The sequence below is a fragment of the Pradoshia eiseniae genome (assembly GCF_002946355.1).
Taxonomy (GTDB): Bacteria; Bacillota; Bacilli; order Bacillales; family Pradoshiaceae; genus Pradoshia; species Pradoshia eiseniae.
The window spans coordinates 56,165-75,784 of sequence record NZ_PKOZ01000007.1; the positions used below are offsets into that span (position 1 = coordinate 56,165).

General features: G+C 44.8%; 20 protein-coding genes. 6 read left to right on the forward strand and 14 right to left on the reverse strand.

Annotated features, from left to right (window positions below):
* Window positions 1–5: 5 nt before the first annotated feature.
* The 9 genes from CYL18_RS12470 to CYL18_RS12510 all read right to left on the reverse strand — a co-directional run bounded on the left by CYL18_RS12470 (window position 6) and on the right by CYL18_RS12510 (window position 8,198).
* Window positions 6–773: an SDR family NAD(P)-dependent oxidoreductase gene (locus CYL18_RS12470; protein WP_104849848.1), complete on the reverse strand. Its 768-nt coding sequence runs from the start codon at window positions 771–773 to the stop codon at window positions 6–8.
* Window positions 773–1,522, reverse strand: coding sequence for a 2-phosphosulfolactate phosphatase (locus tag CYL18_RS12475; RefSeq protein ID WP_104849849.1), 750 nt, complete (start codon window positions 1,520–1,522; stop codon window positions 773–775). The genes CYL18_RS12470 and CYL18_RS12475 overlap by 1 nt, the downstream gene beginning before the upstream one ends.
* Before the next feature lies 1 nt (window position 1,523).
* A complete protein-coding gene (locus CYL18_RS12480; RefSeq protein ID WP_104849850.1) occupies window positions 1,524–2,591 on the reverse strand; it encodes a phosphotransferase family protein in 1,068 nt (355 codons plus the stop codon).
* A 19-nt stretch (window positions 2,592–2,610) separates the two neighbouring features.
* On the reverse strand, window positions 2,611–3,009 hold the full coding sequence (locus CYL18_RS12485; RefSeq protein WP_104849851.1) for an acyl-CoA thioesterase: 399 nt from the start codon (window positions 3,007–3,009) through the stop codon (window positions 2,611–2,613).
* Window positions 3,009–3,908 carry a 3-hydroxyacyl-CoA dehydrogenase family protein gene (locus CYL18_RS12490; RefSeq protein ID WP_104849852.1) on the reverse strand — a complete coding sequence of 300 codons (900 nt, stop codon included), beginning with the start codon at window positions 3,906–3,908 and terminating at the stop codon, window positions 3,009–3,011. Before CYL18_RS12490 ends, CYL18_RS12485 begins: the two co-directional genes overlap by 1 nt.
* Window positions 3,909–3,928: 20 nt before the next feature.
* The gene (locus tag CYL18_RS12495; protein WP_104849853.1) at window positions 3,929–4,492 is read right to left on the reverse strand and encodes a TetR/AcrR family transcriptional regulator; all 564 of its coding nucleotides are present in this window, start codon (window positions 4,490–4,492) and stop codon (window positions 3,929–3,931) included.
* Window positions 4,493–4,558: 66 nt separating this feature from the next.
* Window positions 4,559–6,169: a long-chain-fatty-acid--CoA ligase gene (locus CYL18_RS12500; protein WP_104849947.1), complete on the reverse strand. Its 1,611-nt coding sequence runs from the start codon at window positions 6,167–6,169 to the stop codon at window positions 4,559–4,561.
* A gap of 26 nt (window positions 6,170–6,195) precedes the next feature.
* Complete coding sequence (locus CYL18_RS12505; protein ID WP_104849854.1) at window positions 6,196–6,972, reverse strand: SDR family oxidoreductase; 777 nt, start codon at window positions 6,970–6,972, stop codon at window positions 6,196–6,198.
* Window positions 6,969–8,198 carry an acyl-CoA dehydrogenase family protein gene (locus CYL18_RS12510; protein ID WP_104849855.1) on the reverse strand — a complete coding sequence of 410 codons (1,230 nt, stop codon included), beginning with the start codon at window positions 8,196–8,198 and terminating at the stop codon, window positions 6,969–6,971. Before CYL18_RS12510 ends, CYL18_RS12505 begins: the two co-directional genes overlap by 4 nt.
* A gap of 173 nt (window positions 8,199–8,371) precedes the next feature.
* On the opposite strand from CYL18_RS12510, the gene CYL18_RS12515 reads away from it, so the two are divergent.
* The 6 genes from CYL18_RS12515 (at window position 8,372) to CYL18_RS12540 (ending at window position 13,969) form a co-directional block, all read left to right on the forward strand.
* Window positions 8,372–9,109, forward strand: a complete 738-nt coding sequence (locus CYL18_RS12515; RefSeq protein ID WP_161497136.1) for a DUF975 family protein — start codon at window positions 8,372–8,374, stop codon at window positions 9,107–9,109.
* A gap of 149 nt (window positions 9,110–9,258) precedes the next feature.
* A complete protein-coding gene (locus CYL18_RS12520) occupies window positions 9,259–10,623 on the forward strand; it encodes an FAD-binding oxidoreductase (RefSeq protein WP_104849857.1) in 1,365 nt (454 codons plus the stop codon).
* 14 nt (window positions 10,624–10,637) lie between these two features.
* The gene (locus CYL18_RS12525; protein ID WP_104849858.1) at window positions 10,638–11,624 is read left to right on the forward strand and encodes a bile acid:sodium symporter family protein; all 987 of its coding nucleotides are present in this window, start codon (window positions 10,638–10,640) and stop codon (window positions 11,622–11,624) included.
* Window positions 11,625–11,902: 278 nt separating this feature from the next.
* A complete protein-coding gene (locus tag CYL18_RS12530) occupies window positions 11,903–12,838 on the forward strand; it encodes an aldo/keto reductase (protein ID WP_104849859.1) in 936 nt (311 codons plus the stop codon).
* 13 nt (window positions 12,839–12,851) lie between these two features.
* Entirely contained in the window at window positions 12,852–13,406 is a 555-nt protein-coding gene (locus CYL18_RS12535) for a GNAT family N-acetyltransferase (protein ID WP_104849860.1), read from the forward strand.
* A gap of 23 nt (window positions 13,407–13,429) precedes the next feature.
* On the forward strand, window positions 13,430–13,969 hold the full coding sequence (locus CYL18_RS12540) for a GNAT family N-acetyltransferase (protein WP_201741278.1): 540 nt from the start codon (window positions 13,430–13,432) through the stop codon (window positions 13,967–13,969).
* A gap of 42 nt (window positions 13,970–14,011) precedes the next feature.
* On the opposite strand, the gene CYL18_RS12545 is transcribed toward CYL18_RS12540, so the two are convergent.
* The 5 genes from CYL18_RS12545 to CYL18_RS12565 all read right to left on the reverse strand — a co-directional run bounded on the left by CYL18_RS12545 (window position 14,012) and on the right by CYL18_RS12565 (window position 19,605).
* Complete coding sequence (locus CYL18_RS12545; protein WP_104849861.1) at window positions 14,012–15,655, reverse strand: SulP family inorganic anion transporter; 1,644 nt, start codon at window positions 15,653–15,655, stop codon at window positions 14,012–14,014.
* A gap of 115 nt (window positions 15,656–15,770) precedes the next feature.
* Window positions 15,771–16,562, reverse strand: coding sequence for an ABC transporter permease subunit (locus CYL18_RS12550; RefSeq protein WP_104849862.1), 792 nt, complete (start codon window positions 16,560–16,562; stop codon window positions 15,771–15,773).
* Window positions 16,563–16,575: 13 nt separating this feature from the next.
* Window positions 16,576–17,370, reverse strand: coding sequence for an ABC transporter permease subunit (locus CYL18_RS12555; protein ID WP_104849863.1), 795 nt, complete (start codon window positions 17,368–17,370; stop codon window positions 16,576–16,578).
* Complete coding sequence (locus CYL18_RS12560; protein ID WP_104849864.1) at window positions 17,370–18,260, reverse strand: ABC transporter ATP-binding protein; 891 nt, start codon at window positions 18,258–18,260, stop codon at window positions 17,370–17,372. Before CYL18_RS12560 ends, CYL18_RS12555 begins: the two co-directional genes overlap by 1 nt.
* A gap of 232 nt (window positions 18,261–18,492) precedes the next feature.
* The gene (locus tag CYL18_RS12565) at window positions 18,493–19,605 is read right to left on the reverse strand and encodes a PQQ-dependent sugar dehydrogenase (protein WP_104849865.1); all 1,113 of its coding nucleotides are present in this window, start codon (window positions 19,603–19,605) and stop codon (window positions 18,493–18,495) included.
* Between the last annotated feature and the right edge of the window lie 15 nt (window positions 19,606–19,620).

A 19,620-nucleotide genomic window follows, 5' to 3' on the forward strand; every position in this document is an offset into this window, starting at 1 on the left:
CCTGTTTATGTAATCATCCATCCGCCATCGACCAATAAGTCAGAGCCAGTCATATAGGAGGCATCGCTGGATGCCGCAAAAGCAATGACTTTAGCAATCTCTTCACTTGTCCCTACTCTTCCAAGTGCCGTATTTCGCTTAATTGACTGCATGAATTTCTCATTTGTCAATGACCATTCTGTCAGCGGCGTCTCGGCAAATCCCGGGGAGACAGAGTTTACCCTGATTCCATAGGGAGCGAGCTCCAGCGCTAAGGCACGCGTGAAGTTGATGACTGCAGCCTTTGCGGAACTATAATGGGGCAGATGTGAAGCTGCCTTATGACCTGACAGACTAGCGATATTGACAATTGCCCGATTTCCGCCTATGACCTGACTTTCTGTCATCATCTTGCCAAGGACCTTTGAAACGACAAACACACTTTTCAAATTCACTTCCTGCACGATATCCCATTCTTCCACAGATGTATCAAGAATCTTAGACTGCAAGGAGCCGCCAGCATTATTGATGACAATATGAAGGCCCATATAATAATCGTCAATAAAGCGGGCCAAATCCTGCACTTCCTCTTCCTTTGTGGAATCCGCTACAAAATAAGCCGCTCTCTCTTCCCCTATCACCTGATTGATTTCTTCTGCCGCAGCCTCAAGCTTCTCCTTCGTTCGCCCGCTAATAATGACGTTCGCACCTTCTTTGGCGAGTAGCAGCGCAGTCGCTTTGCCAATGCCGCTTCCACCGCCCGTAACGACAGCTGTCATTTCGGCAAATCTCATCAAGATTTCAACTCCCCTGTATGCTCTGCCACAACCCGCTCACCCTTCAGTACAGCGATAATTTCTGCAGCCCCAATCGATGCAGCCAGCTTCAAGTCTTCATTGAAGCCATAATTCAAAATCAGCTGTCCTACATAAGAGTTTGATAGCTGTTCATAAGGATTTTTGTCTCCTTGCTTAAAAATGGCTGCAGCTGCCTTTGCCGCATCATTTAAATCAAGCTTCCCTATAGATTGCTCAAAGCAGGAAATGAGATGGCCCGCCCCATAAAAATCCTCAAGGCTCAGTTCACCTGAATTCCCGGAGCAGACAATGATAATCGTTTCTTCTTTATGTGTCTCGCTAATATGTTTAGCAGTTGATGCATTATTAAGTAAGGAGGCAATATACACTCTTTTAGCGTCTGCCGCCATCCTAAGCGCAACCGTGCCATTGGTTGTCGAAAGGATAAGTGCCTTACCCTTGATCTTCCTTTTTATTTCTGAAGGACTAGGATAAATGAAGCCTTCAATCGGCCCGGCATTCACCTCGCCCGCCATTAGCCTATCGTCATTTTTGAATGACTTGCTGACGCGTTTGGCTTCATCAGGATTTAGAACTGGGATAACTTCCCTGGCCCCCTCCTTTAAAGCTGAGACAATAGTTGTTGTGGCGAGCAGGACATCGAGTACGATGGCAATTTTCTCACCTTCTGCTATTTTTTCGGCTGATATATCCTCTTTGCGGATGAGCAACTGTATTTTAACCATGCTAAGTCCTCATAACTTGAGCCGCATACTCAATTAACCCTTTTACATATACATGCAGATTCTTAAAGCGCTCATCCTTCGTTTGTCCGCGATGATACCTGTAATAAATCTGCTGACATATGCCCGCCAATTTGAAATAGGCAAACACCATATAAAATTTCATGTCCCCTACATCCCTGCCGCTCAGGCTCGCGTATTCATCCAAAAATTTTTCTCTCGAATAGAAACCCTCACGGTTAGTGATAGACGCCTTCCCAAGCCCCTTTTGCAGAAACTCCGGGTCATCCTTGCTTGTCCAGTAACTTAAGGCGACACCCAGATCTGCCAAAGGGTCCCCAACCGTTGTCATCTCCCAATCAAACAAGCCCGACATACGGCTGCCATTATCCGTGAACATCGCATTATTCAATTTATAATCATAATGAATGACGGCTGCATCACTTCTGTTCGGTATATGGGAAGCGAGCCATTTGGCCACCTCCTCCGCAGCAGAGACATCATGTGTTTTCGCTTTCTCATAGCGCTGAATCCAGCCATAGGTCTGTCTTTCTATAAACCCATCTGGCTTGCTCATTTCAGCCAGCTTCGTTTCCTCATAAGGAATTTGATGCAAATTCACTAATTGCGTGACCATTTCCTTTGAAAGATTTTGATACAACTCTTTTGATGCTTGAACTCCTTGTGGAATCTCCGTATCAAAGACAAATCCCTGCTTTCGCTCCATCACGAAAAACGGGCTTCCGACCACTTCAAGGTCATTGGAGAAAAATAGCGGCGTAGGAGCAGGATCAAACACCTGGCTTAATTCAGATAGAATGGTAAATTCACGCTCCATATCATGCGCTTTAGGCGCTACCGGCCCAAGCGGCGGCTTGCGCAGAACAGCCTCCCAATCCCCTATCCTCAATTGGTAGGTTAAATTAGAATGACCCGCAGAGAATTGCTCGATTTCAAGATTCTCACTTGGCAGCCCTTTAAGCTTTGCTCTCAAACAGGCTTCAAGTCTTCCCCTATTAAGTTCCTCTCCTGCCCGGACAGGAATGGTTTCAGTTGAATACTTCTGCTTCATATCTACTTGACACCTCCATTTACGCATTCATATATGTCAGTAACTTCTCCTTTAAATCATATGGAATGGGTTCACTCAGCTTCTCCTCTTTGTTATAAAAGGCAATGACTGCATGGCCCCGCGCAATCACCGTTCCCGTCTGGGCACAAAGGATATCATGTGAGAGCTGGAAGCTTTTTGTTCCGACTTTCTGGATGGATGTGTCGATTCGAAGTATCTGATCAAAGTATGCTTGATTGATAAAATCACATTTCGTAGATACGAGCACGAAGGACCAGTCTTTATGTGATGTATTCCAGCCAAGCTCTTTTAATAAATGGAGACGAGCATCCTCCATATAAATGAAGTAGCTCGTATTATTCACATGTCCCAATGCGTCTGTCTCAGCAAAGCGCACTGTGACATTCATCGTATTCATCACTTTCTCACCCCGGACTTTTCTGGCTTTGCCCGATTCTTCTCATATTCATACCAGCCGCCGCCTGTCTTGCGGCCCAGTTTCCCTTGCTCCACCTTCTCAACAATGCTCTTATTCGGTTTATCCTTCGGATCCCCGGTTTCTTCATATCTCTGCTGCATCACATAATAAACGACATCATTACCGGAAAGGTCTAATAGCTCAAACGGTCCAATCGGATGCCCAAGTGCCGTCCGGCAAATTTGGTCAATATCCTGAAAATCTGCGATGCCTTCTTCATAAAGATGCAACGCTTCCTTATGAATCGCTCCGAGGATCCGGTTGGCGACGAACCCCGATATTTCCTTGCGCAATAAAAATGGCCGACGATTGATTTTCTCGCATACCTCCATGGCAGCTTGGGCTGTTTCCTCAGATGTTTCCGTGCTCATAACGACTTCCACGCAATTCATGACAAGCGGTGGAAAAAAGAAATGCATATTCACGAATTTATCAGGGCGTTCCGTGACGGTTGCAAGCAAGCTATTAACGATTGTTGAGCTATTTGTCGCAAAAATAGTATGAGAGGGCACCTTTCTCTCTAAAGCTTGAAAAAGCTCCTTTTTCACAGAAAGCTTCTCTACCACTGCTTCTATGACAAGGTCTGGACTTGCGGCTGCCCTTTCAAAATCATGCGTAAAGGATAGCTTGCTAAATGCCTGCCCCTTCTCTTCCTCATTGATTTTGCCTTTTTGCACCCATTGATTCATGAGAGTATTCAGTGCCTCCTCAGCCTTTAAAAGCTGCCCCTCATCAAGGTCATATAATGTGGTCTCCAATCCTCCAAGCGCGCATAGCATTGCGATTTGATGCCCCATTTGTCCCGCACCCATAACAGATATTTTTGTAATCTGCTCCATACTGGTTCCTCCTCTTTTATCTAGCTCGCGATTCCCGTCAAAATCATATCGATGAATATGCCGGAAACCTCTTCTTCTCCAAGCCTGCCTCCGGGATGAAACCATTGATAGGTCCAATTCGCCATTCCAAGGATGCCAAAGGTCACGATGACTGGGTCCAGCTCTGGACGGAATTCTCCTTTTGCAATGCCCTCCTTAACTACCTGCTCGATATTAAAGCGGAACAGATCCCTTTTCGGGATAATTTGGCTAAGCTTTTCATCACTCAATGCCTTCATCTCTCGAAAGAATACCTTTGCGCTTTGACCTTGGCTTTGAATATCATGAATCAGTAGAGAAATGACACCTTGAATCTTTGCCGCTGCCGGGGCAGAGGTATCCTCTAAGATGACCTCCTGCCTGGCAATCAGCCCGTCAATATAGGAAAGGTGGATATCCATCAGCAGCTCTTCCTTGCTAGAGAAATAATAATAAAAGGTTCCTTTCGTCACTCCAAGTGATTCAACGATATCCTGAATGGATGTCTCCTTAAATCCCTTTCTTTCAAAGAGACGGATACTGCTTTCGATGATTTTTTCCTTCATGATTTATGGCCCCCGTTTCTCCTCAAATCTGGCTCGGCCTAGGTTTGCCATAAAAGATTGCGAGACTTAAGATTTGGCTTGAACCTCTTCCCTGAGTGCTCGGCGCAAAATTTTGCCGACATTGGTCTTTGGCAGCTCCCTGCGAAATTCAACAATCGTCGGCACTCGGTAAGCAGCCATATTCTGTTTACAGTATTCTATGATTTCTGCCTCATCGGCAGTTTGCCCATCCTTTAAAACAAGAATCGCTTTGACTGTTTCTCCCCTATATTCATCCGGTACCCCAATCACGACTGCCTCTTGGACAGCAGGATGCTCATAGAGCACTTCCTCTACATCACGTGGATAGATGTTATATCCGCTCGCAATAATTAAATCCTTCTTGCGATCCACGATAGATAAATAGCCATCCTCGTCTACCATTGCGATATCCCCTGTGTACAGCCATCCGTTACGAAGCGTCACACTTGTCTCTTCAGGCATATTCCAATAACCTTTCATGATCTGGGGTCCCTTGATAACCAGCTCGCCAAGTTCACCTGCTTGCATCTCTTGTTCACCTGTCGCAAGGTCGACAATTTTGTAATCAGTGGACGGGAAGCCAATGCCCACAGTCCCAGGCTTACGCTCAGCAAAGGATGGATTGCAATGCGTCACTGGAGATGCCTCTGACAGGCCATATCCCTCAAGCACATTCGAGCCTGTCTTCTTCTCGAAGTTTCTCATCAGTTCAACCGGCATTGGAGCGCTTCCGCTATTGCAGAGCTTAATGCTGTCTATCCCATATTCCTGTGCCTTTGGATGTGCATTGATAGCGACATACATAGTTGGTACACCAGGGAATATAGTTGGCTTCTCTTGTTTGATTGTCCCAAGCACCTCTTCAATATCAAAACGCGGCAGCAGTATATTCTCGCCAGCCATCTGAATGCAAGCATTCATGCAGGCTGTCATGCCAAACACATGAAAAAGCGGGATAACCGTTAAATACCGTTCCTTACCCTTCAGAATGTTATCCTTAAAGAATTCCTTTGTTTGATAGATATTGGCAACCAAATTACGGTGGGTCAGCATCGCTCCTTTAGAGCGGCCGGTCGTCCCCCCAGTATATTGCAATACCGCAATATCCTCCTCCGGTACAATGGAAACAGGTTTAGGAGCCTCTGTGCCAATAGCAATGAATTCCTCAAACGTCCGGTCCTCGAATTTCGCACCAGATGGCTGAAGGCTAACTACAATGATATTCTTTAAGCTTGTATTCTCTTGGATACCTTTTACGGCTTCATAGAAAGCATCCAGTACAATAATCGTCTCTGCTCCGGAATCATCTAGAATATGTTTTAATTCACGTGCAACAAGCATTGGATTAACCTGGGTGACGATTCCCCCGGCTATTAAGGCTCCATAATACCCGACAACATATTGCGGGCAATTTGGAAGCATGATGGCAACCCTGTCTCCTTTTTTGACTCCGCTCTTCTGCAAAGCCGAGGCGAAACCATGGGACATCTTGAATAAGGCTTGGTAGGTAATCTTCCTTCCGAAAAAAGAAATGGCATTATTATTTGGGAATTGTTCTGTGGTTTCATTGAGTATTTCCGGCAGTGACTGGTTTGGAAAGCTGATTTCCGTAGCAATATGATCGGGGTAATGCTTAAACCATGGTTTTTGTTCCATTTTTTCATCTCCCATTTCATTCATTTTTAAATCATCGCACTCTTTCCGCCGTCCACGACAATGATTTGCCCTGTTACATACCTGGCAGCTTCTGAAGCCAAGAATAAAGCAACTCCTTTTAAATCCTCCTCTCCTCCAAGACGTCCAAGCGGTGTCATATATTCGAGGGTGTCCCTGCCGCGCTCAATCAAGACCTTTGACATCTTTGTCGGGAAAAATCCAGGGGCAATCGCATTGACATTAATTTGATGCCTTCCCCACTTAACCGCTAGGTCTTTCGTGAGCGTAATAATAGCTCCCTTACTCGCGTTATAGCCGACTGTGTCCATCATGTCAGGATGCGTACCCCCAAGACCAGCAACAGAGGCTATATTGACGATTTTGCCGCCTTTCTGCTCAGCCATCACTTTACCGACCGCCTGGGACATGAGGAATGTGCCGGTCAAATTTACATTAATCACCTTATTCCATGCATCTAATGGCATTTCTAGAGATGGCGCTCCCCATGAGGCACCGCTGTTATTGACGAGAATATCAATCCGGCCGAATCGTTCCATCGTTTCATCCACAACCTTCAGAACATCATCAGGGTTGGATACATCACATTGGATTGCCAGCGTCTCTACACCTAATTCCTTCAGTTCTCGTGCTACCTCTTCACAAGCCTCAATCTTGCGGGAGCAGAGAACGATATTAGCGCCCGCCTCTGCATAGCCTTTGGCGATTTGTTCACCAAGACCTCTTCCTCCGCCGGTAATTATCGCTGTCTTTCCCTTAAGCTCAAACATCTCTAGAATGCTCATCTTCTTAATCCAGCCTCCTCTCTGTACTTCTTTAATTCAAGCCTGGCAAGCTGGGCCTTATGCACCTCGTCTGGACCATCAGCCAAGCGTAATGTCCGGGCATTCGCCCATTGAGCCGCGAGCGGATAATCCGCTGATACTCCAGCAGCCCCCATACCTTGGATAGCCCGGTCAATCACTCGAAGGGCCATATTTGGCGCCACTACCTTAATCATCGCGATTTCCTTTTTAGCTTCCTTATTGCCGACCGTATCCATCATATAGGCCGCCTTCAATGTCAGCAGACGTGCTTGCTCAATTTCAATGCGGCTATCAGCAACCCATTCCTGGATCACCCCTTGGTTAGCCAGCGGCTTCCCAAACGCCACCCTTCTTTGTATGCGCTTACATAAAACTTCAAGCGCTCTCTCTGCCGCTCCGATTAATCGCATACAATGATGGATTCTGCCTGGCCCGAGCCTTCCTTGGGCAATCGCAAAGCCCTTGCCCTCATCCCAAATCATGTTCTCAAGCGGAACCCTCACATTGTCATACGTGATTTCTGCATGTCCATGAGGGGCATGATCGTAGCCGAAAACCGGCAAGGTCCGTTCAATTCTTACACCTGGCGTGTTTAACGGCACAAGAATCATTGACTGCTGTTCATGCCGATCTGCAGTCCGGTCTGTTTTTCCCATTACTATCGCTATCTCACAGCGAGGGTCCCCGGCACCTGATGACCACCACTTCCGGCCATTGATGACATATTCATCCCCGTCTCTGATAATGCTCGCTTCAATATTTGTGGCATCAGATGAGGCGACATCCGGCTCAGTCATCGAGAAACAAGAACGAATTTCCCCGTTGAGCAATGGTTTAAGCCATCTTTCCTTCTGTTCAGGGGTGCCATAGCGTTCAAGCACCTCCATGTTACCTGTATCCGGCGCATTGCAATTGAAGACCTCTGGTCCGATTAAGGAACGTCCCATTATCTCGCATAATGGAGCATACTCTGAATTGGTCAGACCAGCTCCTAATTCACTTTCCGGAAGGAATAAATTCCAGAGTCCTTGCTCCTTGGCTTTCGCCTTAAGCTCCTCCATGATGGGCGGAATTCCGCTGAAGCGACTTTCTTGCTCATCTAATTGCTGCTCATATAGTGACTCATTCGGGTATACATACTCCTCCATAAATCTTGTAAGCTTCTGTTCTAGTTCCTTTACCTTGCTTGTATAAGAAAAATCCATGCCTTCCTCTCCTTCTCCATACTAACCGGTGGGTATGTTAATTATTACCAATTATACTAGTTTCAAAGAGTTGTGCAATAAGTTACTCGAATATTACAAATATTTCAATAATAATTGACGGATTTTTCGTATTAAACCATAATATGGATATAAATAAAAAAAGGAGATGCATAATGAAAACAAGTACATACAAAACCGCTGCCAAGTCAGCCCTAAATGGCAAGTGGGGAATCGCCATCGGCGTTTTCTTTCTCTATTTCATCATTTCGAGTATATTGGGAGTACCCGAAAACGAATGGATATTTTATGTGTTAATGTTTCTAATCAGTGGACCGCTTTATATTGGGTACCAATGGTTCCATCTTGAACTCATCCGATACAATAATCCTGGTGTCAGCACTTTATTCTCCGGATTCACGCAGAACTACCTTCGCAATGTCGCAGCCTACTTTATGGTAAATATATTTACTATTCTGTGGCTTCTTTTGCTGATTGTCCCTGGAATCATTAAAGCCCTTGCCTATTCTATGACCTACTTTATCCTGCGTGATAGACCAGAAGTGTCCATTTTCCAGGCAATTACGGAAAGCCGGCGTATGATGGATGGCCAGAAGAAGAAACTATTTATCTTGATTCTTTCCTTCCTGCCATGGGTGATCATTCCATCGGCCTTAATCATCATTGGACTTATAGCCATTTTCTTTACCGCCAGTGATCCTATCCTTTTTCTTGTAGGAACTGTCAGTCTTATTATTGGCCTTATTGCCAATATCGGAATTTCTATTTATCTCATGCCTTATTTCACAACAACACTCGCAGTCTTCTATGCCAGCAATGTACCCACATCCGATCCTAGTTTAGAGCCATTGCTAACTGACGAGAATCCGAATCTAGTAGAACCAACCCAATAACATAATCATTATAAAAAGAAGCATGCAGCAATGGATGCTTCTTTTTTATTGCTGAAACCCGCTTTTTATTTGTTTAATTTTTCTAAAAAATCAATAATTTGTGTTAGAATACTTTTGTAATTAAATCTGACAAACAAGAGGGGGATTGGATGGATAGTAAATTGGTGAATCGTTTAAAGGAGATAGTCGGAGAAGAGCGAGTCTCGCTTAATGAGACTGTTCTGATGAATCACAGCAAGGATGAATCTTATCATGAGCCGGCATATCCGGATGCCGTTATCTTTCCTCATACAACCGACGAGGTATCAGCTATCCTTGCTTATGCTAATGAACATCATATTCCTGTTGTGCCTTTTGGCAGAGGAACAAGTCTTGAAGGCCATGTCATTCCATATGACGGAGGGATTTGTCTAGATTTTAACGAGATGAATAAGATTCTTGAGATAAGAGCAGAAGATTTAATCGTCAAGGTCCAGCCTGGTGTGACACGAACACAGCTAAATAAGGAATTAAGAAAATATGGCTTATTCTTCTCTGTTGACCCTGGAGCAGACGCTACGCTTGGAGGGATGGCTGCAACAAACGCGAGCGGCACGACTGCCGTTAAATACGGGGTAATGAGGGATCAGGTCCGTGATATGGAAGTTGTTCTCGCTGACGGGAGTGTCATCCACACAGGTACTCTTGCGGCAAAATCCTCATCTGGCCTCCATCTTAATGGGATTTTTGTCGGGTCTGAGGGAACACTTGGCTGCATGACAGAGCTGACCTTGCGTGTATATGGTATACCTGAGCATGAGGTGGCCGGCCGGGCAGTATTTACCTCCACTCATGATGCCGTCCTTGCTGTCACCTCGCTTATTCAAGCAAGCATACCAATTGGCCGGGTAGAGCTTGTTGACCCGGATTCGATGCGCCAATTTAATCGGCACTCAGGTACAGCCTTTGAGGAGATGCCCACCTTATTCTTGGAGTTCCACGGCAATCAAGCCGGCCTAATGCAGGACATCCAATTCGCCACAGAAATCCTGAACGACTTGGGCTGCCTCTCTCTCGAATTCAAGGAAGACCTCGCCTCCCGCAACCAAATATGGGAAGCGCGCCATAATCTTGCTTACGCCTATATCCATTCAGCCCCAGGGAAAAAGCTAATGGTCACAGATGTATGTGTTCCAATATCTGAGCTGGCGGTCTCTGTCGATTATACACGGGAAATGCTCAATGAAATGGGGCTGATGGGGGGCATTGTCGGTCATGTTGGTGACGGCAATTTCCACGCTCTCTTGATGATTGATGTAAATAATCAAAGTGAAGTGAAGACTGCAAAGGAATTCAGTGACCGGATTGTTCGCTTTTCCTTGAGCCGCGGAGGAACCAGTACAGGCGAGCATGGCATTGGCACCGGGAAAAGACAATATTTGGTGGAGGAACATGGTCCTGCCTTGGAAGTAATGCGGGCCATTAAGAAAACGCTCGACCCAAACAATATTCTCAATCCGAATAAATTATTATAGAAGGAGGCAACCTGATGAAAATATTTGAAGTAATCAGTACATATGCCGGCAAATACTTTGCTGTCCTGGTTATTCTAACAGCAGTGGTTGCCTATCTCTTACCTAGTCCTTTTTTAGGATTCGGCAGCTATATTACCATTCTCCTTGGGATTGTCATGTTCGGGATGGGATTAACGCTTAAGGCAGCAGACTTCAAGATGGTCATTACCCATCCTATCCCTGTCATTATCGGCCTCATCGCCCAATTTACCATTATGCCGATTGCAGCATTTGGGGTAGCTTATTTGCTTCAATTGCCTCCTGCGCTCGCTGCAGGGCTCGTTCTCCTCGGCTCCGTTCCAGGAGGTACAGCTTCAAACGTCATGGTTTATCTCGCAAAAGGAAATGTGCCGCTATCCATTACGATGACATCATGCTCTACCTTGCTTGCCCCCATCATGACACCATTCCTTTTGCTCATTTTTGCCGGGCAATGGATGCCGGTTGATGCGGTCGCTATGTTTATGTCGATTATTCAGGTAATTATCATACCTATTGTCCTTGGATTAGCCGTAAGCAAGCTTTTACCGAATGTGGTAGAGAAAAGTTTGAACATTATTCCCCTTATTTCCGTGCTTGCCATCATGATTATCATCAGTGCTATCGTTGCCGGCAACAGGGAAAATATCGCTTCAGCGGGACTTCTAATCTTTCTGGCTGTCTTCCTCCACAATAGCTTTGGACTTATATTCGGTTATCTAGCAGCGAAATTATTAAAGCTTTCCGTCCAAGACAGACGTGCAATCAGCATTGAAGTCGGGATGCAGAATTCTGGGTTAGGCGTATCTCTTGCGAAGGTCCATTTCGCCGATCCGATGACGGCCCTTCCAAGTGCCTTTGCTGCCGTATGGCATAATATATCTGGCCCAATCATCGCCTCTTATTGGGCTACAAGATTGGATAACGAGGAAAAGGCAACTAATCGTGAAGATGAGGCACAGCCAGCAACTATTAGAAGATAACTTTATAAAAGCGATGTATTCGCAGCTGTTACTCAAACCTGTAATAAAATTGACATAATTTTAATTACATTGATATTGATAATCGTTATCAATTGTTTTATACTAACCTTAGAACACACAAACAAATGACCAAGAACCATTTGATAAACCCCCACCCCTCTTTGCATAAGGGCCCATGGAGAAATCCGCGGGCCCTTTGCTTTTTCCAGACCTTATCATTTCCTTCGCCTCCAGCCTGTTTGCTATGATAAGACCAACGAAGCCGAAGGAGGATAATTATGTCAAAAAAAGTGTGTATTGGAAAAACAGATTTATATATCAATCCCATTGGACTTGGAACAAATGCTGTAGGCGGTCATAATCTCTTTCCAAACCTCAATGAGGAGACTGGCAGAGAAATTGTCCGCACGGCAATTGATCATGGCATTAATTTCATAGATACGGCATATATATACGGACCTGAACGGTCGGAGGAATTAATCGGCGAGGTCATACGTGAGAAAGATATGCGAGAGCAGCTGGTCATCGCGACAAAGGGAGCCCATAAATTTGCAGAGGATCAAATGATTGTTGACAATTCGCCTGATTTCCTCAGAAAATCTGTTGAAGACAGTCTCATTCGCCTTCGAACAGATTACATCGACTTGTTTTACATCCATTTCCCTGACGAGCATACACCTAAGGATGAGGCTGTTGGCGCCTTAAAGAAATTGAAGGATGAAGGGAAAATTCGCGCAATCGGCGTCTCCAACTTCTCGATGGAACAATTAAAAGAGGCCAATAAGGACGGCTATGTCGATGTCATCCAATCTGAATATAATTTGTTGAAAAGACAGGCAGAGGATGAATTGCTTCCTTATGCGAAGGAGCATTCTATCTCCTTTGTCCCTTACTTTCCGCTAGCTTCAGGTTTATTAACAGGCAAATATACGAAAAATTCACCAATCACAGATGGGCGAAGCCGTAATCCTCTTTTCCAAGGCGCAGCCTTTGAAGATAACCTGGCTAAAGTGGAAAAGCTTCGTGAGATAGCAACCGCCAAAGAAGCTGAGGTTGCTCATCTAGTGCTAGCCTGGTATTTGAAGCAGGAGACGATCGATGCTGTCATTCCTGGAGCGAAACAGCCAGAACAGGTACTGCAAAATATCAAGGCATTGAACATTCATCTGACTGTTGAGGAATGCGCGCAAATCAGCGGCATTTTCAAGAGGTAGGGGGATAAACAAGATGGAGATTCTGAAATGGGATAGTGAATCAAACTTGCATTCAGTTGTCTCCCTGTATCAAACGGTATGGAATGACTGGGGCGAAAGCCATTTAGACCGAATCAAACGCCATACTGGCTACAAGGGATTCCGGGGATATATAGCCATGGATGAGGGAGATATCATTGGCTATGCCTATGGCTACTCCTCCTTATCCGGCCAATATTATCATGAATTATTGAATGATCATCTCTCCTCAGATGGTTCAGATGATTGGCTCAACAATTGCTTTGAATTTGTTGAGCTTGCCGTTCACCCAAAATATCGCAAACGCGGCATTGGCGCTCTCCTTCATGACCAGCTGCTTAACGATCTTCCATTTGAGCGAGCTATCTTAACTACACAGACAGACAATTGGCCAGCCATATCCCTATACCGTTCTAAAGGCTGGGTCATCATCAGCGATTCATTTCTGCCCCTTGATGATCCGGAGCAGCCATTTATCATATTCGGAAAGACACTTAGTGCAGCGCCGCCCGTTCATTCAAAGGCCGGAACATTTAAGGAAAGAAACTGATTTTCTCAAGGGTTTAGGAGGAGATGGACATCAAATTAGCTGGCAAAAAGATTTACTTACGCGAATTCAAGGAGGATGATTGGACCGCTGTTCATGAATATGCCTCTAATGAATTGGTCTGCCGATATCAGCCATGGGAACCAAATACGGAGGAAGATTCTCGCGGTTTTGTTCGGCAAAACATATATGATGCCGGCCTATATCCTAGAAAGCGGTATGCATTGGCCATTATCGAATCAGAGACTCAGCGCTTGGCAGGAGCAGCTGAACTCCATATCAGAGATATTCATAATGGCGAGATTGGCTATAGCCTTCATCCAAGGTTTTGGGGGAGAGGAATGGCAACAGAGGCAGCCCGGTTATTGATTGATTTTGGTTTCAAGAAACTGCATTTGCATCGCATTTATGCCACATGTGACCCTCGGAACATCGCCTCTTACAAAGTAATGGAGAAGTTGGGTTTAACTTTTGAAGGAAGAATGAGAGAGAACCTGCTTATTAAAGACGGCTGGCGTGATTCCTTGTTATATAGCATCTTAGAAACAGACCTCTCCCGTCCATAATAAAAAAAGCTCTGCGATTGGTTCGCAGAGCTTTTTCTCCTATTAAACAGCCTTTGACTGATTCATATCCATTTGAGCCAAGGCTAAGTCTGTACTCCAGTAGACATGGTCTCGTCCTACCACATCCAGTACCCCGCCTTTCTCAAAGCGTTTCAGTACATTCGCCTGTACCCCGCTAAAGACAATCGTGATGCCCTCTTGCTTCTTCGCCTCGCAGAACTCCAGCATTGCTTGAACACCTGAAGTATCTATGGAAGATACGCCGCGCATGGAAAGAATCATCACACCTTGATGAGCATCCTCCAAACGCTTTGTTAAGGAATGGACGGTTGCGAAGAAAATCGGTCCCGTTAAATAAATGACACGGACATGATCATGATCCTCACAAATGGAAATGCCCTTTTCCTTTAATTTGTCATTATCAATCTTGCTGATATTCATCTCAACTTCAGCGCTATTGATAACAAATAGAATGGCTGAAAGCACAATTCCCACAACAATGGCAACGGTCAAATCAAAGACAACGGTCGCGGCCAAAGTAAGCGAAAATTTCATGATGGCCCCCCCGAATTTACGGGAGAAGAAATAATGAATGCTTTCCCACTCATTCATACGCCATGCTGTCACCATCAAGATACCAGCTAGGGCTGACATCGGGATAGCTGACATGATGGGACTAAGGAGAAACATGGATAGAAGGAGACCAACCGCATGGAAGATTCCAGTCAGCCGAGTAGCCATACCCGCTTTGATAGCCACACTCGTACGGGCAATCGCCGCAGTAGCCGGCACGCCTCCAAAGAATGGAATAATCATATTTCCGATTCCTTGAGCGACCAATTCCCTGTCTCCATTCATTTTCTCGCCAGTCATTCGGCCGGCAGAGGCCCCGCATAACAGACTTTCAATCATGCCAAGTGCCGCGATACTGATAGCAGGCCAAAGAAGGCCTTCCATCTTCGCAAGTGACAGGTCACCAAACGCCAGCCTGTTTTCAGGGAAGAAGGTTTTCGGAATGTCTCCGACGACATCCACAGGCAATTTCAGCACCATATTTAACCCCAAAACAACGAGGAGAGCCGCTAAAGAAGAAGGAATAATGGCATTCCAGTTTTTAGGCCAAAAAATCATGATTAGAACGGTCAATACCCCGATGGCGACTGTCGCCCAATCAGGATGGAAACCAAGCTCAAAGTAAGACATGACTTTCTCAATGGCCGTTTCTCCGGCGGATTGAACTCCAAAGAAATTATCAACCTGGCCAAGCGCGATAATAATCGCAATCCCGGATGTAAAGCCTGTAATTACAGGCATAGGAATAATGGATACAACGCGGCCAAATTTGAGAATACCTGCTAGAACAAGAATGATTCCAGCAAGCAAACAAGCGATAAAGACGCCTTCAAGCCCATACTGTGCCACAATGGCAATCAAAATGGCAGACATGGCACCTGTCGGACCTGAAATTTGATAGGATGCGCCTGAGAGCATGCTAATAATCAGACCAGCAAGAATGGCTGTGATCAAGCCAGCCGCCGCATCTGCCCCACTGCTAACCCCAAATGCCAAAGACAATGGAAGAGCAACTGCTGTCACTGTTATCCCTGCCATCAAATCCCGTCGGAGCTTCGCTGTTCCATACCCTGCAAATTCACTTTGCAAATCTCGAACATATTGTCTAAGCATAGCTAATCTTCTTTCTATAATGGGATGTATAATAATAAATTTTTTGCTTTACTATTATACAGACTTTAGTTCTATTTTTCTAGAATACTTACAATCCATTTTATTACAATACATCCTACAGAGTCATATCCCTTCTCGAATACCCTCTTAAGGTTATTGTAAAGAGAGCGGCCATCACGATTATTGCTATTCCTATCAACAAGCCGTCAAACCCTTCTCCATTTATGAGCTGGTGAGCATCAATATAAGCAAACGGTGTTAGGTAATGCAGAAAATCGAGACCTGAATACAGCGAGCGCATAATGGAAGCGATGTATAAAATGAGCAGCACACCTGCTGATAGACTCATCGTTATTTTCGGCGAGCGGCAAACTGCCGCAATGGCTGTACCGATTAACAAGAAAATGGACTGAACCAAATACAGCCCCATCATCAGCAAAGCAATCTCCATTCCCTTTCCTTCTTCATAAAAAGAAATCCCTATGAATGTGGATATCCACGCAATTGCATTGATCATCGACAATTGAATGATCCCTGCCACTAGCTTTAAAAGGATAATTTTTTCTCTCGAGATTGGTTTAGCCAATAAGAATTCAGCCGTCTTATCTCGTTCCTCCTTTGCGATGATGGAGGATCCCAGCATGACCGAATGAACAGCACAAAGGATGACAAGATAAGCAAAAAAGACTGTATAATAATCAAGAATATCAGTAATATCCAGCCCGTCCATGTTCAATATGATCTGTAAAGATTCTGGCATTGCCCCTATTATAGAGCTAATGGCATTCCCGCTCTTTTGGAAACCCTCGTATTCAACTATTCCGTCTCCAACAATAAACAGGATGCCAAGGCCCCAGAAAAATAAGCTTTTCAAATTTGATTTCAGCTCTCTTAGAACCATATACATGCTTCGTCCCCCCTTATACCTTGATATCCTTATGAGAAAATGCTGTAAACACCAAGAAACCTCCACCAATAATGAGGGCAGCTAAAAGCCAGATATACTTCCACTCATAACTTGAGTGTTCAATCATATACCCCGTATCAAAGTACTGGAACGGACTTACATATTGAAGACCTTTCATTTGAGTAAAGGAGCTGAGCATATTAAGAACATAGAGACTAAATACCGTGCTGGTCGATATAATGACTGGAGACTTGATTCCTTGGATAAACACGGCCAAGATTAGCCCCATCATCAAAAATAATAATTGCATCCATAGACCAGCACCGGAAAAAAGGAGCAGGATGCCGTAATCCACCTCATGAGTAGCAAACATAGGGGAGAGCAAACAGATGGCAGCCGTGTATAGGATATTTGTAAAGATAAGACATGTCAGTGCAGCCAATAGCTTACTAGACAATAGTTGATAACGCCTCACTGGCTTACTAAGCAGGAACTCTGCTGTCCTTCCGTTGACTTCCCGATTCACCAGACCAATTCCGACGTTCATCGCTTGTATGGCAAACCCTAGTAACATATACGTAAAAATATAGGCATAATAGCTAAGGTAGGAAGAAACCAATGTGCTATCAATATCTAGTGCCAGTAAAACCTCTTCTGGATAGCTCTGTAAGATTCTCGTAAACTCCTCTGCTTCCTCATAAAAGGAAGGGTAAAAGGATAAAAAGAGGGCAGCTAACATCACAAGTGAAATAACCCATATTACCGTTGAGTTTCTATTCACTCTTAGCTCCTGACGATAGATGTTCATCACCCTTCATCCCCTTTCTGGTAATAGTGAAGGAAGATGTCCTCAAGATCTGGTTCATGAATCCAAATATTACGCAAATTGTATAAGGCCATAACCTTTATAAACGAATTGATATCTCCCCTATAGCAAAGGTCAGCCTTCACCCCATCCCAACTTACATTGTACACACCATCAATCATTAAGATTTTCTCGTCTATTGGCTCATTGAATTCCAAGCGGATTATCTTATGCTTCTTTTCCTGAAGTGCCTTAATATGTTCAACTGCGACGACCTTTCCCTCTTTAATAATCGCTACCCGGTCACACAGACGCTCTACCTCACTTAGTATATGGGATGATAATAGAATGGTTGCGCCTTTACGGTTATCCTCCTTGAGTAATTGGAAGAACGTTTGCTGCATTAATGGGTCAAGCCCGCTAGTCGGCTCATCCAAGATTATGAGCTTCGGTTCATGCAAGAGAGCTTGGACAATTCCGACCTTCTTCCTGTTGCCGAAGGAAAGATCATTGATTCGCTTTGTCAAATCAAGCTGCATAATATCGGCTAACTCATAGATTCGTTTGCGGCAATCTTTCCGGTAGAAGCTCGCCGAATAAGCCAATAAATCCTTTACCTTCATATTCTCATAATAAAAGACTTCAGAGGGCAGATAGCCGATATCCTGTTTAATCTCAGCTGCATACCGAACAGAATCCTTCCCGAATATTCTTGCTTTCCCGCTTGTCGGATAAATGATAGAAAGCAAGGTACGAATAGTCGTACTTTTTCCTGATCCGTTTGGTCCGATAAACCCGAATATCTCCCCTTCCTCAACCTGGAAACTCACGTCCTCAATACCTATATTTCTTCCATACCTTTTTGTGAGGTTTTCTATCTCGATGATACTCATATGTATCCCTCCTTATTCTTTATATCGACATAAAAAATGCTCCAGAAAGAGTGCATACGCCTGCCAGAGTCCGAATGGAAACAACAGCAAGGAAAAAATCCAAGATAATTTGGACATAATGATTCAGCTGCCCACTTTTAATCAGCCTTTATATATTATTTTAATATAATTAATACTTATTAGATAATTATTTGTAATAGAAAGGGGAGCCGTTTACCAGCTCCCCTGCCTTTTATTTTGGAATAAGACGGATAATTTTATCATCCCCTTCGTTTGGGGCTCCGCGTCCATCATGATTATTCGTCAGGAAATAAATGGACCCGTCAGGCCCTTCAGCTACAGTACGGATACGTCCATATTCACCCTTATATAAAGCATCTGTCTTTATAACATCGTTTCCATCTTCACTTAATTCCAATTTCAAAATCTGGCTTCCGCGCAGATTCGCCACAAGAAGCTGATTCTTCCATTCTCCCTCCGTCACAAAGGTCATCCCTGAAGGAGCCCACGTATCTTCGCCGCTGTGCAGAATGGGTGATACCATGGCATCTTTCGTTACGTCCCCTTCTATAACTGGCCAGCCATAGTTCTTGCCTTTTTGGATAAGATTAATCTCATCATGGGCCGTCTGTCCATGCTCTGAGCTATACATTTGACCAGTCTCCGGATGCCATGCCAGACCTTGCGGATTTCTATGGCCATAGCTATATACAGGTGAATCCTCAAATGGATTATCAGCGGGAATGGTGCCATCGAGATGAATACGGAAGATCTTCCCGCCCATGCTTGTCTTCTCTTGCGCTAAATCAGGCTCATATCGGTCCCCAGCTGTGATATAGAGCAGACCATCCGGCCCTATTTTCAGCCTTCCGCCGTTATGGTTCGTATCTCCGACGATTCCATCAAGGATAACCTTATCAATCTTTGCCTTTTCCCCATCCACGGTCAGCTTCAGCACTCGATTCTGGATTCCCCCATCCGCTTCATAGCTATGGTATACATATAAATGATGATTTGATTTGTAATCCGGGTCAGCTGCCAAGCCGAGCAGCCCGCCCTCTCCTTCACTGATGAACGGGGCAGGCAAGGATAGCAGCGGTTCTTTCACAAGCTCCCCGTCCCGGATCAGACGCAGATTGCCTGGCCTCTCCGTAAAGAATATATCCCCATCATCCGTGAAAGCCACCTCCCACGGCACATTCAAGCCTTCTGCGACCGTTTCTAATTCATATGGCTGGACTGATTGATCAGAATGAGTTGCAATATCAGGCGTACTTGTCGGCTCATTCGAGCATCCGGCAGAAACGATCAATATAATCAGCAAACTCACTAATGTCCTTCTCATGTTTTTCTCTCCCTC

Excerpts from the sequence above, each read along its gene's own strand:
- CYL18_RS12520 (WP_104849857.1), top strand. The coding sequence starts at position 9,259 with ATGGATAGTAAATTGGTGAATCGTTTAAAGGAGATAGTCGGAGAAGAG.
- CYL18_RS12485 (WP_104849851.1), bottom strand. The coding sequence starts at position 3,009 with ATGAATACGATGAATGTCACAGTGCGCTTTGCTGAGACAGACGCATTG.
- CYL18_RS12495 (WP_104849853.1), bottom strand. The coding sequence starts at position 4,492 with ATGAAGGAAAAAATCATCGAAAGCAGTATCCGTCTCTTTGAAAGAAAG.
- CYL18_RS12515 (WP_161497136.1), top strand. The coding sequence starts at position 8,372 with ATGAAAACAAGTACATACAAAACCGCTGCCAAGTCAGCCCTAAATGGC.
- CYL18_RS12535 (WP_104849860.1), top strand. The coding sequence starts at position 12,852 with ATGGAGATTCTGAAATGGGATAGTGAATCAAACTTGCATTCAGTTGTC.
- CYL18_RS12530 (WP_104849859.1), top strand. The coding sequence starts at position 11,903 with ATGTCAAAAAAAGTGTGTATTGGAAAAACAGATTTATATATCAATCCC.
- CYL18_RS12565 (WP_104849865.1), bottom strand. The coding sequence starts at position 19,605 with ATGAGAAGGACATTAGTGAGTTTGCTGATTATATTGATCGTTTCTGCC.
- CYL18_RS12555 (WP_104849863.1), bottom strand. The coding sequence starts at position 17,370 with ATGAACATCTATCGTCAGGAGCTAAGAGTGAATAGAAACTCAACGGTA.
- CYL18_RS12550 (WP_104849862.1), bottom strand. The coding sequence starts at position 16,562 with ATGTATATGGTTCTAAGAGAGCTGAAATCAAATTTGAAAAGCTTATTT.
- CYL18_RS12560 (WP_104849864.1), bottom strand. The coding sequence starts at position 18,260 with ATGAGTATCATCGAGATAGAAAACCTCACAAAAAGGTATGGAAGAAAT.
- CYL18_RS12475 (WP_104849849.1), bottom strand. The coding sequence starts at position 1,522 with ATGGTTAAAATACAGTTGCTCATCCGCAAAGAGGATATATCAGCCGAA.
- CYL18_RS12540 (WP_201741278.1), top strand. The coding sequence starts at position 13,430 with ATGGACATCAAATTAGCTGGCAAAAAGATTTACTTACGCGAATTCAAG.
- CYL18_RS12470 (WP_104849848.1), bottom strand. The coding sequence starts at position 773 with ATGAGATTTGCCGAAATGACAGCTGTCGTTACGGGCGGTGGAAGCGGC.
- CYL18_RS12500 (WP_104849947.1), bottom strand. The coding sequence starts at position 6,169 with ATGGAACAAAAACCATGGTTTAAGCATTACCCCGATCATATTGCTACG.
- CYL18_RS12545 (WP_104849861.1), bottom strand. The coding sequence starts at position 15,655 with ATGCTTAGACAATATGTTCGAGATTTGCAAAGTGAATTTGCAGGGTAT.
- CYL18_RS12510 (WP_104849855.1), bottom strand. The coding sequence starts at position 8,198 with ATGGATTTTTCTTATACAAGCAAGGTAAAGGAACTAGAACAGAAGCTT.
- CYL18_RS12505 (WP_104849854.1), bottom strand. The coding sequence starts at position 6,972 with ATGAGCATTCTAGAGATGTTTGAGCTTAAGGGAAAGACAGCGATAATT.
- CYL18_RS12480 (WP_104849850.1), bottom strand. The coding sequence starts at position 2,591 with ATGAAGCAGAAGTATTCAACTGAAACCATTCCTGTCCGGGCAGGAGAG.
- CYL18_RS12490 (WP_104849852.1), bottom strand. The coding sequence starts at position 3,908 with ATGGAGCAGATTACAAAAATATCTGTTATGGGTGCGGGACAAATGGGG.
- CYL18_RS12525 (WP_104849858.1), top strand. The coding sequence starts at position 10,638 with ATGAAAATATTTGAAGTAATCAGTACATATGCCGGCAAATACTTTGCT.